Consider the following 14,494-nt stretch of genomic DNA (forward strand, 5'->3'; position numbering starts at 1 on the left):
GTATATGACAGCACTAGAAGTAGGTAATTTAGGAGGTTTGGTCGCATTTTTTATAGCGATTATGGTGGGACCGCCAATTTTAATGACAATCATTGGCTTAGCAATTAAGAAAAATCATCCCAATGGAGCAAAGGTTTGTTTTATTATCGGAGCGCTTTATCTCATTATTGGTCTAGGAATATGCGGGACACTCATGTCTTAAGAAAAACCCCTCAATAAACTGAATTATTGAGGGGTTTGAGTTATATTATAAACGAATTAAAATCTAAACAATAATCCGAATTTTGGTTGATCGAAGATGTTTTCAAATAAGTTGATGTTTAATTGAAAAGTATCTGAAGATGGGCCGTTTTCTGGAGAAACACTGTTGTATGATAATAAATTAGCAAGAGTAAAAGTAACTGCAATGTTTTTAGTTAAGAAGTAATTTAACCCAACATTGATATTGGCTGTTAGACTATTGCTGTTGTCTGTACCAGTAATTGGGCTTTCGTATTTATTTCTACCGTATCCTAAACCTACTTCTCCGTAAGCTTTGAATCGTTTTTTATCGAGTTCCAATACATAATATCTTGCGAAACCACCGATTCCAAAAATATTAGTTTTTTCATCGGTTGCTTCAACTTTATTGCTGGAATAGCTCAATTGTCCTCCAACGGCAAATTTATCATTAAGAAAATATCCAAATTTGGGATTAAAAGCATAATAGTCTTTATCTCCACCAGTAGTGATCTGGATAGAACCTTCTATAAACATATCTCCATGTTGAAAAGTAATTCCTTTTGCAGAATTCATTTCTGAATCAACTTGATCTTGCTGAGCACTTGCAAAGTAAAATGTAAATAACGCTAGAATAACAGAAAATTTGGTTTTCATAATCTTTTATTTTTTAAAGTTGTAAGATTAAAAATACAATTTTATCTTAAAATTAACTTTAAATTTATCTGAAAGCGTTAAAAAACAAGCGATTAAGTTAATAATTTCATAAATTATAAGTTTTGGCTTACAAATTTTAAAAGATAAGAAATGGATTATATTCAAATAAAAAACCCGACAACTTTCGTTATCGGGTTTAATCTATATTCTTGTTTCTTTCTTCTATTCTCTAAAAAGAAAAACTTAGTCATTCAATTTCAAAACAGCCATAAATGCTTCTTGCGGAATCTCAACGTTTCCTACCTGGCGCATACGTTTTTTACCTTTTTTCTGTTTTTCAAGAAGTTTACGCTTACGCGAAATATCTCCACCGTAACATTTTGCGGTAACGTCTTTACGAAGTGCTTTAATCGTTTCACGAGCGATAATTTTAGCTCCAATTGCCGCCTGAATCGGAATATCAAATTGCTGTCTTGGGATTAATTCACGTAATTTCTCAGTCATTTTTTTACCGATATTGTAAGCGTTATCTTCGTGGATCAATGCTGAAAGAGCATCAACTGTCTGAGCATTCAAAAGAACGTCCAATTTAACTAATTTCGAAGTTCTCATTCCGATAGGAGAATAATCAAAAGAAGCATAACCTTTAGAAACTGTTTTTAAACGATCATAAAAATCGAATACAATTTCTGCCAAAGGCATGTCAAAGTTCAATTCAACACGTTCAGTTGTTAAGTAGGTTTGGTTGGTAATTAAACCACGTTTTTCAATACATAAACTCATTACGTTTCCAACAAAGTCAGATTTTGTAATGATAGTAGCTTTAATAAATGGCTCTTCAACTCTATCCAATTTTGAAGGCTCTGGTAAATCTGAAGGATTGTTTACAACGATTGCCGTTTCTGGATGTTTCTTCGTGTAAGCCAAATACGAAACGTTAGGAACTGTTGTAATTACAGTCATGTCGAACTCGCGCTCTAAACGTTCTTGAATAATTTCCATGTGAAGCATTCCTAAGAATCCGCAACGGAAACCAAATCCTAATGCTGCAGAACTTTCAGGTGTAAATACTAGTGAAGCATCATTCAACTGTAATTTTTCCATTGAAGAACGTAAATCTTCATAATCTTCTGTGTCAACAGGATAAATACCTGCGAATACCATTGGTTTTACATCCTCAAAACCAGCAACCATATTAGTTGTTGGAACTTTTGCATCTGTAATTGTATCACCCACTTTTACTTCACGAGCTTCTTTAATTCCAGAAATCAAGTAACCAACATCTCCTGCCGAAACTACATTTTTAGGAACCTGATTTAATTTTAAAGTTCCAATTTCGTCAGCAAAATATTCGTTGTCAGTAGCCATGAATTTAATTTTCTGGCCTTTTTTGATTTCACCGTTTACAACTCTAAAGATTACCTCGATTCCACGGAATGGATTGTAAACCGAGTCAAAAATCAAAGCTTGCAATGGTTCTTCTGGATTACCTTTTGGAGCAGGAATTTTTTCGATAATGGCAACAAGAATGTTCTCAACACCAAAACCAGTTTTTCCTGACGCGTGAATAATATCTTCTAATTTACAACCAAGTAAATCGATAATATCATCACTAACTTCTTCTGGATTAGCACTTGGCAAATCGACTTTGTTTAAAACTGGAATAATTTCCAAGTCGTTTTCAAGAGCTAAATATAAGTTTGAAATTGTTTGTGCCTGGATACTTTGCGCAAGCATCTACAATCAAAAGCGCACCTTCGCAGGCAGCAATCGATCTTGAAACTTCGTACGAAAAGTCAACGTGTCCAGGAGTATCAATTAAGTTTAAGATATATTCTTCGCCTTTGTATTTGTATTCCATCTGAATGGCATGACTCTTAATGGTAATTCCACGCTCGCGCTCCAAGTCCATGTTGTCAAGCAATTGCGCTTTTTCTTCACGAGCTGTAACGGTTTGTGTAGCACTTAGTAATCGGTCTGCTAATGTACTTTTACCATGGTCAATGTGTGCAATAATGCAAAAATTACGTATCTTCTTCATTTGTATATATCAGTTCTCTAATCGAGTTTTAGTGTTTTTTTTGGGAATAAAACACGATAAAACAATTGCTTTATAACGTGTTGTTAAGGCGCAAAGATAGCGCAAAGTTTTGGATTCTGGAATTTAGTTGCTCGATTTTGAATACAGAAGTCAAAAACCTGTTTTTCAGCTTTTAAACTTTTTGCTTTCCTATTGTTTTTTGAGGTTAAAACTTGAAGAATATTTTATTTGATTAAGATTGACGGAATTAAAATTTAGTAAATAATGGTGAAATAAACATTTTGGTGATGAAAATGTATTTTTTGTACGAATAATTGTCACTTTGGATTAATTTGATTAAACTTGTAGTCATTTTAACCATAAGATTGATCTCCTTTTGGTTTCATATATTTTTTTTGAAATGTCAGTGTACAGGACAATTCAAATTCAAGAATACTAATGAAATGTTTATTTACTAATTAAACCCCAAGAATTATGGAAAAAGAAATCACAAAGCTTACTCAAAAGTATGAAAAGCTTACCAGAGAACAAATGAAAAGTATTACAGGAGGAACATTGGGAACAGTATGCGGACCAAGAAATGGTGTGCCAACATCAATCTGTCCAAGTGGCCAAGGAGTTGCCGCTAATTCTGGAACAGAAGATCCTTCTAAGTTTCCCGGCATTGTCGGAGGTTATTGTAATGTAATAATCGTCTGCATTCCGTAAAAAATAAGAAACAGCCTAAAGATTTTCTTTAGGCTGTTTTGTTAATACTCAAAATTGAATCCTTTTTGAGTTAGTTTTTTATACATTTCGTCATCAAATTTGTAGAGTTTTGCGGCTCTATGCGAAACGTCTTTTTGTTTTTCATCCAATTCTGTCAGCAGTTTCATATGAAGAATTTTTCTTCTAAAATTGGACTTATCCAATTCAATTCCGAGAATTTCCTCGTATAAATGCATTAATTGTAATAAAGTAAATTTTTCTGGCAGAAGATTAAATCCGATTGGAGCTTGACGCACCCGATTACGCAATTGCATTAAACTGACATTCAGGATTTCGTTATGATCAAAAATCAAATCAGGAATCTCATTTATTTTATACCATTTTGCTTCAATAACTCGTAAACTGGCTTTAATATTATAATCTTCACGATTAACCAATGTATAATAGCCAATAGTGACAACACGTCTTTCTAAAACACGCTTCGGATTTGTAAAGGCTTTTAGCTGTTCTAGATAAATATCTTCAAGTCCAGTAAGTTCCTGTAAAATACGTTGTGCGGCATCATCGGCACTTTCATCAGCTTGAAGCCATCCGCCAAGTAACCCCCATTTACCGATACTTTCGCCTTGAGCGTGCTGAACCAAGAGAACTTCTAGACTCTCTTTGTTAAAACCAAAGAAAACGCAGTCAATTGTGATTCCGTCTACGGCTGGTTTATGTTGATTAGTGGTTATTTCAGTCAATTTATTATTATCGTATTATTAATTTGTATTGAAAATTAGAATTCAAAATTGAATCCTTTTTCAGTTAGTTTTTTATAAATTTCTGGATCAAACTTATACAATTGTGCGACTCTGTGCGATACATCTTGTTGTTTTTCGTCTAATGCAACCAGAAGTTTCATATGAAGAATTTTTCTTCTAAAGTTTGGTTTATCCATTTCAATTCCTAAAATTTCTCCATACAAATGCATTAATTGTAATAGAGTAAATTTTTCTGGCAATAAGTTAAAACCAATAGGTGTTTGGCGAACTCTACTTCTAAGATGTTTTATGCTATAATCTAAAATTTCATTGTGATCGTAAATCAAATCTGGAATTTCATTGATTTTATACCATTTTGCGTCCGAAGCCGTAAAACCTGCTTTAATGTTATAATCTTCTCTTTTTACTAGCGCATAATATCCAATTGTGATAACGCGTCGTAGCGGAAAACGATCTGGATCTCCAAATGCTTTCAACTGTTCCAGATAAATATTATCAAGACCCGTAAGCTCATTCAGCAAACGATGAGCGGCGTTGTCGGTACTTTCTTTTTTATAAATCCATCCACCCGGAAGTCCCCATTTTCCTTTACTGATTCCTTCAGCATGCTGCACCAAAAGCACTTCAAGGCTGCCTTTATCAAATCCAAAAATAACACAGTCAATCGTGATGGCATTCATCGCACTGTTTTCATTTTTTAGAGCAGTTTTGTCTTCTACATTTTCAACCATATGTGAGATAAATTTTGACAAATTAAATAAATAAAATCATTACTAACCTTTTTGAAAGACTTATATTTTTTTTAACGAAATAAAATTTTGATAATCAGGTGTTTAAAAATGTGCTAAAAAAGTTCTCTTTTTAAATTATTTCTTAAACAGCTGATTGTCAATTTTATAAAACGTTGGCTTTTCTATATTTTTTATTTCAATTCTTGTTTGGATTTTACAACATTAATAAAAATGAATTAGGATTAATCAGAATTGAAAAAAATAACCTTAATATTTTGTTAATATAGAAAATTTGTTTTACACTTGTAGTCAAATTTACCATAAGATAAATTCAAACTGACCATAAGCAAAAAAAGAACAAACTTACACTTAACTTAAACTTACCACAAATGTTTTTTATAAAAATTGATTTAAATAGCTTTTTGATGCGATTACCATCATCAAATTTTGCCCAAAGAATCGATTTTGAAGTTGTTTATAGTCTGCAAGTATTAAATGTTAGAAATGAGATTCAGGCCCTCATTTTTGGCACGACCTGCTTGGGAAGTTTTTCCGGATTTCTCCTAAGGTAAAAAAACACTAACTATAACTTAAACTTAATCAATTCTTATTATGAAAAGCAAAAATTGTATTAAAACAACAAAGCTTCCATATTTTATGGCGGTGCTTGCTTAGCGTATTTATGATGCAGTTTGGATTTGCTCAAGAATCCAAAACTGTAAGTGGGACAATTACCTCTTCCGAAGACGGATTTGGAATTCCGGAGCAACTGTACAAGTACAGGGAACAAAATCGAGTACTATTAGCGATTTTGATGGAAAATATAAAATTGAGGCTAAAACAGGAGATGTTTTAGCAATCTCTTTTGTGGGTTTCAAAACACAGAATATTACTGTTGGAGCTCAAAAAACGGTTAATGTAGTTTTGAATCCAGAAACGGCAGAACTTAAAGAAATTGTAGTAATCGGATATGGTTCTCAGAAAAAAGCAATGGTAACCAATGCTGTTTCGCAGGTAAGTGGCGAGAGTCTTGTAAAAACCAATACTACAAATGCGCTTCAGGCACTTCAAGGACAAGCTGCGGGACTTCAAATTACTTCTACATCAGGACAGCCAGGCGAAAGCTTAAATGTTGTAATTAGAGGTGTTGGTTCTACTGCAGGAAGTAATCCTTTGTATGTAGTTGATGGCGTTTTGACTGGAGATATTTCATATTTAAATAATGCAGATATCGAATCGATTTCGGTTTTAAAAGATGCGGCTTCGGCTGCTATCTACGGATCTCAAGCGTCTAATGGAGTTGTTTTAGTAACTACTAAAAAAGGAAAACGTGGTGCTCCGGGCCAAATTACTTTTGACCAATATTATGGTGTGCAGTCTGTAGCAAGAAAAGTAGATTTACTAGATGCAAAAGAATATGCGACAATATTAAATGAAGCGGCTGTAAACTCAGGTAAAAATCCATATTTTACAAACGATCAAATTGCAGCTTTAGGATCTGGAACCAATTGGATGGAGAAGATGCTGACTGAAAATGCAGCGACTAAAAACTTTGCATTTGGTGCTTCTGGAGGTTCAGAAACTTCTGTTTATTCTACCTCTTTATCTTATTTAGGCCAAGAAGGTGTTGTTGGAGGAAAAGATTTATCAAATTATCAACGATACAATTTCAGATTCAACTCAGAACATAAATTATACAAAGATGTAGTGACATTGGGTGAAAATATAAGTTTTGCTCATGTGGATAAAAACGGAATTGGAGTTGGAAATCAATATAATAACTCTTTGAGAAGTGCTTTTCAAGCGACTCCATTATTACCAATGTATGATGCAAACGGAAATTATTTTGATACAACAAAAAGTACAGAGCCTTGGTTGACAGGAGTATCAAACCCATATGCGATGATGGTTTATAACAATCAGAATGAAAGTGACAGCCAAAAATTGTTAGGAAATGTTTACTTGCAGATTGAGCCAATTAAGAATTTAACTTTCAAAACTACTTTAGGTCTTGACTATAATGTAAATGAAGGACACTCTTATTCTCCAATTTACAGTTTATCTATTTATGCAAACAATGCTTTTGACAGAGTGAATCAAAACATGAACAAGAGCAGAAGCATTAACTGGGATAACTTATTGACTTATAAATTTAATGCAGGAGAAAATCATCATTTTGAAGCATTAGCAGGTTCTTCTTACATCACTTATAATGTAACTTCTATTGAAGCAGACTAACGCAGATTCAGTTTTTAACGATTTAGAACATGCTTGGTTAGATAACACTACCAATAAAGATGGTGCTAAAATGAGTATGAAAGGAAGTAAGTACGAGAACAAATTAATGTCATACTTCGGAAGATTAAATTATAACTACAGAGAAACTTACTTGTTAAGTGCAACGCTTAGAGCTGATGGTTCTTCAAAATTTGCACCAGGAAATCAATGGGGTTATTTTCCATCTGTTTCTGCAGGTTGGATTGCATCAAACGAAGAATTTTTGAAAGATTCTAAAGTATTCAATTTCCTTAAATTTAGAGGAAGCTGGGGACAAGTTGGTAACCAAAGTATTCGTCCTTTCCAATACTTAGCATTAGTAAAATCAAACACTACTAATTATACTTTTGGTAATGAAGAAGGAGTTCTTACTCCAGGTGCTTATCTTGAAAATTTAGCGAATCCTAGTTTAAAATGGGAAACTTCAGAGCAGATTGACCTTGGTTTTGACGCAAGATTTTTAGACAATGCATTAAGTGTAAACTTCGATGTGTACAAAAAGACAAACAAAGATTGGTTAATTCTAGCTCCAATCTTAGCTACTGCTGGTGCAAATCCGCCGTTTATCAACGGAGGAGATGTAGTAAACAAAGGGGTAGAGTTGAGCTTAAATTACCAAAACAAAATTGGAGATTTTAATTACAGCATTAGTGCAAACGGTGCTTACAATAAAAACACAGTTGGACAAATACCTACTTCTGATGGAATCATTCACGGTTTGAGCAACGAACTTTATGACAATGCTGGAGAATTCTATAGAGCAGAAAACGGACATCCGTTAGGATATTTCTGGGGATACAAAACAGGCGGGGTTTTCCAAAATCAAGCTCAGATTGATAATTATAAATCAGCAAACGGTGTAGTATTACAGCCAAATGCAGCACCTGGAGATATTATTTATGTAAATACAAACGGAGATGACAAAATTGATGCTTCTGATAAAACAAGTATCGGAAACCCGAATCCAGATTTTACTTACGGATTCTCTTTGTCAGCAAGTTATAAAGCTTTCGACTTCTCGCTTAACGCGAATGGAGTAGCTGGAAACCAAATTGTACAATCATACAGAAATCAAGCTGGAGCTTACGGAAATTACACATCAGCAATTTTAGGACGTTGGCATGGTGAAGGTTCTTCTAATACAATGCCAAGAGTAACAGAAGACAATAGAAACTTTACGCAATTTTCAGATTTATATGTTCAAGATGGTGACTTCTTAAGAATTAATACCGTTACATTAGGATTTGATTTAGCAAAAATGAAACAATCGAAACCTTTTTTCGCAAGTCAGTTTAGACTTTATTTCTCTGTTCTAAACCTATATACCTTTACAAAATATGATGGAATGGATCCTGAAATTGGATTCGGTTCATCAAATACTGACCAAAAGTTTTCATCAGGTGTTGACGTAGGTTACTACCCAAGACCAAGAACATTCATGATGGGATTAAATGTTAAACTTTAATAAATAAAAAAATGAAAAATACATATTTATATATTTTCTGTTTTAGTTTACTTTCTCTAGGTTCTTGCAGTCTAGAAACAGAACCTTTGACACAGCAAACAGATACAAATTTTTACAAAAATAAAGACGATGCTTATACTGCATTGGTAGGATGTTATGACGGAATGCAAGTAGCGACTGGAGCTTCGGGAATGGGAGTTCCTGTAGTGAGTGAAATTATGTCTGATGATTGTTTTGGAGGAACTGGAAATTCAGACGGATACAATTATGCTCGCTATTGATGAATTCGATATTACACGTTCTCCATCAGATGTTGATATGTTAAATGGTAACTGGATTGGTTACTACAAAGCACTTTACCGTTGTAATGTTCTTTTACAGAAAATGGATCAAATTGACTGGGAAGGCGATACGACTTTGAGAAAAACTTATGAGTCTGAAACAAGATTTATTAGAGCTTATTTGTATTTTGAAATGGTACGTTTATGGGGTAATATTCCTCTTTTGACAGAGCCTTCAACAGACAACATTCCACAAGCAAATCCAGATGATGTCTATAAAGTAATTGCAGAAGATTTAGTTTTTGTCGCAAACAATTTACCTTCAGTAGCTTACAATGCAACAACTAGCGGACGTGTTACTAAATGGGCGGCAAAATCGCTACTTGGACGTGTTTACTTGTATTACACAGGATACTACGGAAAATCTGATTTGGTTGGTGTAGTTACAAAAGCACAGGCATTACAACACTTAGAAGATGTTATAGCAGGAAGCGGACATGCTTTGGTTGATGATTTTTCTACACTTTGGCCTGCAGCTTCAGTTGATAAATATGCTGGTGAAGACAATAAAGAATTTGTGTTTTCTATAAAATATACTTACACAAGTGATTATAACGGAAATACTGACGGTAACCACTGGCTAGTAATGTTCGGAATGAGAGAGTTTTCTTCTTATCCATACGGACGCGGCTGGGGTGTGACTGTAAATTCTAAATTGTATAATGCTTACGCGGCTAATGATACAAGACGTACAGCAACTGTAATTGGAATCACAGAAGAAAAAATACCATTTGATAAATTAAATAACCAAAGAGAATACACTGGTTACTACAACAAAAAATATTCTCCAATGGTAGATAAAGATGGAAAAGACCTTCCGTTAACTATGGGAAGTCAGTTTTGGGATATCAGCCAGTTTCAAGATTATGTTGTGTTAAGATATGCTGATGTATTATTAATGGTCGCTGAATTAGGAAGCGGTAATGCACAAGCTTATTTTGATGAAGTTAGAAGAAGAGCTTACAAAACAAACTTTACTTCTTTGGCTGTGAATAGTGATAATATTATGAAAGAAAGATATTTAGAGTTTGCTCTAGAAGGAGTTAGATATTGGGATTTATTGCGTCAAGGAGTTGGAAAAGCTTCTACAACAATTGCCGAAACGACTCAACTTCTTAGCGGAGGAAGTCCAGTTACTAAAACTATTTCTGCAAGCAAAAATCCTAGCAACACAAGGATTACAGCAAATTCCGAATACACAAATTACATTGTCGAACGGAGTGTTAAAACAAAATGCTGGCTGGTAATTCTAACTAAAAACATATGAAAATGAAAAATATTAAATCATTCATCACCTCATTATTGATGCTGGCAATGCTAGTATCATCTTGTTCGCCGGATAGTTACTCTTTAGACGGCCCGATTGATAAATCGGATATACATTTTGAAATTACTCAGGATTTAGCAAAAGATCCAGGAGGAAATACTGTAATCTTAAAAAACACAACACCAGGAGTTGTACTAAACTGGGATTATGTAACAGGAAAATCGGATAAAGCAGTACAAACAGTACAATATGCTTTTAAAGGAAATTATACCATTAAAATTTCAGCTATTACAGGTGGTGGTATTGTAGAACTTGATCCAGTAACGGTAACAGTAACAGAAGATAATTTAAATTATGTTAACGATGAACTTTGGACAGCTCTGTCTGGAGGAGTAGGAAAACAAAAAGTATGGATTGCTGATAATGGTAAATACGGTATGGCTCTTGGAGCAATGTCTTATGCAGATCCTAGCACAACAGTAGAATGGAATAATTTTACACCAAACTGGGAGCCAGAAGGTAATGCAAATTCAAGTACAGATGCAGACATGCATTGGGGAAGAACCATGACCTTCAGTCTAGAGGGAGGACCGTTTATGAAAGTGAATGAAGCAGACGGAACTCTAAAAGAAAGCGGTACTTATTTCTTAGATATTAATACGCATACTTTAACAACAACTGGAGCAACAATTTTAAGACCAGATAATTATATTGCAAACGCAAGCAACTGGAATAATAATATCAAAATCTTAAAACTTACTGAAAACCAGTTGAGAATTGCCATTATGAGAACCAACAGCGAAGGGCCATGGTGGTATATCTGGAATTTTGTTTCAAAAGAATATGCAGACAATTACGTACCGCCAGTAACTGGACCAACTTATGACGAAGGTTTTAATCCAACTTTTGCTCCAGGCGAATTATTAAAAATGCTTACTGGAGGTACTGGTACAGGAAGAGTTTGGGCTTTAGACGGAAACGGAAATCCAGTTGACTGGTTAGGAAAAGGAAAAGGTTGGACAACAGGAGCTTCAAGTTCATACAACTGGGGATGGAATGACGATTGGGCAGCAGCTGCAGGTAATTCATGGATTCGTTTTGATCAATTTGGAGGAAAACTAAACTACACAAGAAGTCAAGATGGTGTAGTAACTACTGGATTGTTTACAATAAATGAAGCTGAAAATGAAATTAACTTGGGTTCTAATACCTTAATTCAAAACTCAGGAAGTTGGATGAACCCAACAACCAATGTTATTAAAGTCGTAAAAGCTTACAATAATGACTATCTTACAAAAGGTATTTGGTTTGGAACTTCTTATGATGCAGGAAAAGACGAGTGGTTTGTATTCCATTATATACTCCCTTAAATGAAATAAATTTTGGTTAACTAATAACTTGGAAGCGACCTAAAAACTGCTTTCAGGTTATTAAATTTTAAAAACATTATGTTTAAGCCCACTGCACATAAAAAAATAGGATTACTCTTTGCAAGCTTGCTATTACTTACAGCATGCAAAAAATCTGTAGACGAAAAATTTGGTAACCGAAAAGTTTCTTTTAATGAAGATTGGAGCTTTCATCTTAATGACAGTATTGTTGATAAAGATACAATTGGAACTTCAACAAAATGGAGAACTTTAGACGTTCCTCATGATTGGAGTATCGAAGGAAAGTTTGATGAAAAAAGTCCTGCCGGATATGGAGGCGGATCGCTCAGCGGAGGTTTAGGCTGGTATACAAAAACATTTAAAGTTGCTCGCAGAAGACAGCACAAAAATAACTTCAATCACTTTTGACGGCGTTTACAGAAATAGCGAAGTTTGGGTAAACGGACATTATTTAGGAAAACGTCCAAACGGATATATTGGTTTTCAATATGAAATTACTCCATACTTAAATTACGGAGACAAAAACAACGAAATCATTGTTAAGGTTGACAATTCAAAACAACCAAATTCACGCTGGTATTCTGGTTCGGGAATTTTTAGAAATGTCTGGATCGAAACAACAGATAAACTGCACGTTGGACAATGGGGAACTTACATTACAACTCCAAAAGTTACAGCTGAAAAAGCTTTAGTAAATATTGAAACAACGATTAAAAATCAGTATAAAGAAGATAAAAAGGCAAAAGTAACGACAACTATTTTTAAAGAAGATACCAAAGTAACATCGGTTACTCAAGATATAACAATCAGTGCAAATGGAAATCAAATTGTAAAGCAATCAGCCGAAGTTGAAAACCCTGCATTATGGTCAGATGAAAAACCAGAATTGTACACAGCAGTTACCGAAATTTCGCTTGACGATAAAATCATCGATCAATACAAAACCACTTTCGGAATCAGAGATTTTAAATTCGATTTGAACAAAGGTTTTATTTTGAATGGAAAACAAGTCAAAATAAAAGGAGTTTGTATGCACCACGATTTAGGTCCGTTAGGTTCTGCAATCAATACGCGTGCTATTGAACGTCAGTTAGAAATTCTGAAAGAAATGGGTGTAAACGGAATCAGAACTTCACATAATCCGCCTGCTCCAGAACTTTTACAGCTTTGCGACAAAATGGGATTCATCGTTATGGATGAAGCTTTTGATATGTGGAAACAAAACAAAACAAAATACGATTATGCAAATGATTGGGACAAATGGCACAAACAAGACTTAATCGATCAATTGTTGCGCGACCGAAATCATGCTAGTATTTTTATGTGGAGTATTGGAAACGAAATTCCAGAACAATGGAATGAAACAGGTATTGAAATTGCAAAAGAATTAGTCGCAATTACGCGTCAATACGATAAAACAAGACCAATTACTGCAGGAATGAATCCGCCAGTAAATATGAATATTGATGATGTAACTTTGCAATTTGAGAAAAAAAATGTTTCGATTAATCCGCTTGCTGGATCTGGAGTTTTAGATTTGATAGGATACAATTATGCACATCAGACATTTGAGTATCATTTAAAGAATTTTCCAAATACGCCTTTTATTGCAACTGAAACCACTTCAGGTTTGCAGACAAGAGGATATTATGATGCGGTTTCAGATACTATAAAAAAATGGCCAGTTAGTTGGGATAAAAAATTTGAAGGTGGAAATCCTGGAAATACGGTTTCAGCTTACGATCAAGTTCAAACTCCGTGGGGTTCTACACACGAAGCAACTTGGAAAGTCATTAAAAAACACGATTTCTTGGCAGGAATGTACGTTTGGACAGGTTTCGATTATATCGGAGAACCAACGCCATACGAATGGCCATCGGTAAGTTCATATTTCGGAATTGTAGATTTAGCCGGTTTCCCGAAAGACGTTTATTATATGTACCAAAGTGAATGGACAGATAAAACCGTTCTGCACATTTTCCCACATTGGAATTGGAAAGCAGGACAAACTGTTGATGTTTGGGCATACTACAATAAAGCCGATGAGGTTGAACTTTTCGTAAACGGAAAATCAGTTGGAAAAAGAAGCAAAAAAGGAGACGATCTGCACATAATGTGGAGAATTCCTTTTGAAGCAGGAACTCTAAAAGCCATTTCTCGTAAAGATGGAAAGGTAGTTTTAGAAAAAGAAATCAAAACAGCTGGAAATCCATCCCAATTAAAATTAACTGCAGATAGAAACACTATAAAAGCAGATAAAAACGATTTGTCATTTATTACAGTTGATATTTTAGATGATAAAGGAACGATTGCACCAAATGCGAATAACGAAATTAATTTCTCTTTAAAAGGAAATGGAAAAATTATAGGCGTTTGCAGCGGAGATCCTGTAAGCCATGAATCGTACAAAGGAACTAAACATACCGCTTTGGCTGGAAAATGTTTGGTTATTGTACAATCTGGAGATAAATCGGGAAGATTGGAATTAACAGCAAAAGCAAACGGATTAAAACAATCCACAATTGTAATCACAACAGAATAATTTTTGAAATTTTAAATATAGCCACAGATTAAAAGGATTAAAAAGATTTAAATCTGAATGATCTGCTAAATCTGCGAGAGAAAAGAGAAAA

At 34.3% G+C, this 14,494-nt stretch carries 10 protein-coding genes and 2 pseudogenes; 8 read left to right on the forward strand and 4 right to left on the reverse strand.

Annotated elements, in window-relative coordinates; genetic code table 11:
- Positions 1-4: 4 nt before the first annotated feature.
- On the forward strand, positions 5-202 hold the full coding sequence (locus tag P5P87_RS17985; RefSeq protein WP_233074030.1) for a hypothetical protein: 198 nt from the start codon (positions 5-7) through the stop codon (positions 200-202).
- Between the two features lie 56 nt (positions 203-258).
- Here the strand turns inward: P5P87_RS17985 and P5P87_RS17990 are convergent, their stop codons facing one another.
- Positions 259-876 carry an outer membrane beta-barrel protein gene (locus tag P5P87_RS17990; RefSeq protein WP_198855262.1) on the reverse strand — a complete coding sequence of 206 codons (618 nt, stop codon included), beginning with the start codon at positions 874-876 and terminating at the stop codon, positions 259-261.
- A gap of 243 nt (positions 877-1,119) precedes the next feature.
- Positions 1,120-2,917 (reverse strand): annotated as a pseudogene (gene lepA, locus P5P87_RS17995) (translation elongation factor 4).
- 474 nt (positions 2,918-3,391) lie between these two features.
- Between lepA and P5P87_RS18000 the strand changes: the two are divergent.
- Positions 3,392-3,625: a hypothetical protein gene (locus tag P5P87_RS18000; protein ID WP_198855264.1), complete on the forward strand. Its 234-nt coding sequence runs from the start codon at positions 3,392-3,394 to the stop codon at positions 3,623-3,625.
- A 41-nt stretch (positions 3,626-3,666) separates the two neighbouring features.
- On the opposite strand, the gene P5P87_RS18005 is transcribed toward P5P87_RS18000, so the two are convergent.
- Together P5P87_RS18005 and P5P87_RS18010 are read right to left on the reverse strand one after the other, a co-directional pair.
- The gene (locus P5P87_RS18005) at positions 3,667-4,368 is read right to left on the reverse strand and encodes an NUDIX hydrolase (RefSeq protein ID WP_198855265.1); all 702 of its coding nucleotides are present in this window, start codon (positions 4,366-4,368) and stop codon (positions 3,667-3,669) included.
- A gap of 35 nt (positions 4,369-4,403) precedes the next feature.
- Positions 4,404-5,120 (reverse strand): NUDIX hydrolase, encoded by a 717-nt coding sequence (locus P5P87_RS18010; RefSeq protein ID WP_278020153.1) that lies wholly within the window; start codon positions 5,118-5,120, stop codon positions 4,404-4,406.
- An 801-nt stretch (positions 5,121-5,921) separates the two neighbouring features.
- Between P5P87_RS18010 and P5P87_RS18015 the strand changes: the two genes are divergently transcribed.
- The 6 genes and pseudogenes from P5P87_RS18015 to P5P87_RS18045 all read left to right on the forward strand — a co-directional run bounded on the left by P5P87_RS18015 (position 5,922) and on the right by P5P87_RS18045 (position 14,403).
- Positions 5,922-7,358: a SusC/RagA family TonB-linked outer membrane protein gene (locus P5P87_RS18015; protein WP_278022812.1), complete on the forward strand. Its 1,437-nt coding sequence runs from the start codon at positions 5,922-5,924 to the stop codon at positions 7,356-7,358.
- Complete coding sequence (locus P5P87_RS18020) at positions 7,345-8,862, forward strand: SusC/RagA family TonB-linked outer membrane protein (protein ID WP_278020154.1); 1,518 nt, start codon at positions 7,345-7,347, stop codon at positions 8,860-8,862. Before P5P87_RS18015 ends, P5P87_RS18020 begins: the two co-directional genes overlap by 14 nt.
- A gap of 11 nt (positions 8,863-8,873) precedes the next feature.
- Entirely contained in the window at positions 8,874-9,143 is a 270-nt protein-coding gene (locus tag P5P87_RS18025; protein WP_278020155.1) for a hypothetical protein, read from the forward strand.
- Entirely contained in the window at positions 9,130-10,470 is a 1,341-nt protein-coding gene (locus P5P87_RS18030) for a RagB/SusD family nutrient uptake outer membrane protein (RefSeq protein ID WP_278020156.1), read from the forward strand. The genes P5P87_RS18025 and P5P87_RS18030 overlap by 14 nt, the downstream gene beginning before the upstream one ends.
- Before the next feature lie 2 nt (positions 10,471-10,472).
- Positions 10,473-11,840: a hypothetical protein gene (locus P5P87_RS18035; RefSeq protein ID WP_278020157.1), complete on the forward strand. Its 1,368-nt coding sequence runs from the start codon at positions 10,473-10,475 to the stop codon at positions 11,838-11,840.
- Between the two features lie 78 nt (positions 11,841-11,918).
- Positions 11,919-14,403, forward strand: a pseudogene (locus P5P87_RS18045) (glycoside hydrolase family 2 TIM barrel-domain containing protein).
- Positions 14,404-14,494: the final 91 nt, after the last annotated feature.

The organism is Flavobacterium ginsengisoli, from assembly GCF_029625315.1.
Taxonomy (GTDB): domain Bacteria; phylum Bacteroidota; class Bacteroidia; order Flavobacteriales; family Flavobacteriaceae; genus Flavobacterium; species Flavobacterium ginsengisoli.

Bases quoted from the DNA above. Each gene is read 5' to 3' on its own strand.
- P5P87_RS17985 (WP_233074030.1), top strand. From the start codon at position 5: ATGACAGCACTAGAAGTAGGTAATTTAGGAGGTTTGGTCGCATTTTTT.
- P5P87_RS17990 (WP_198855262.1), bottom strand. From the start codon at position 876: ATGAAAACCAAATTTTCTGTTATTCTAGCGTTATTTACATTTTACTTT.
- P5P87_RS18000 (WP_198855264.1), top strand. From the start codon at position 3,392: ATGGAAAAAGAAATCACAAAGCTTACTCAAAAGTATGAAAAGCTTACC.
- P5P87_RS18010 (WP_278020153.1), bottom strand. From the start codon at position 5,120: ATGGTTGAAAATGTAGAAGACAAAACTGCTCTAAAAAATGAAAACAGT.
- P5P87_RS18025 (WP_278020155.1), top strand. From the start codon at position 8,874: ATGAAAAATACATATTTATATATTTTCTGTTTTAGTTTACTTTCTCTA.
- P5P87_RS18030 (WP_278020156.1), top strand. From the start codon at position 9,130: ATGCTCGCTATTGATGAATTCGATATTACACGTTCTCCATCAGATGTT.
- P5P87_RS18035 (WP_278020157.1), top strand. From the start codon at position 10,473: ATGAAAAATATTAAATCATTCATCACCTCATTATTGATGCTGGCAATG.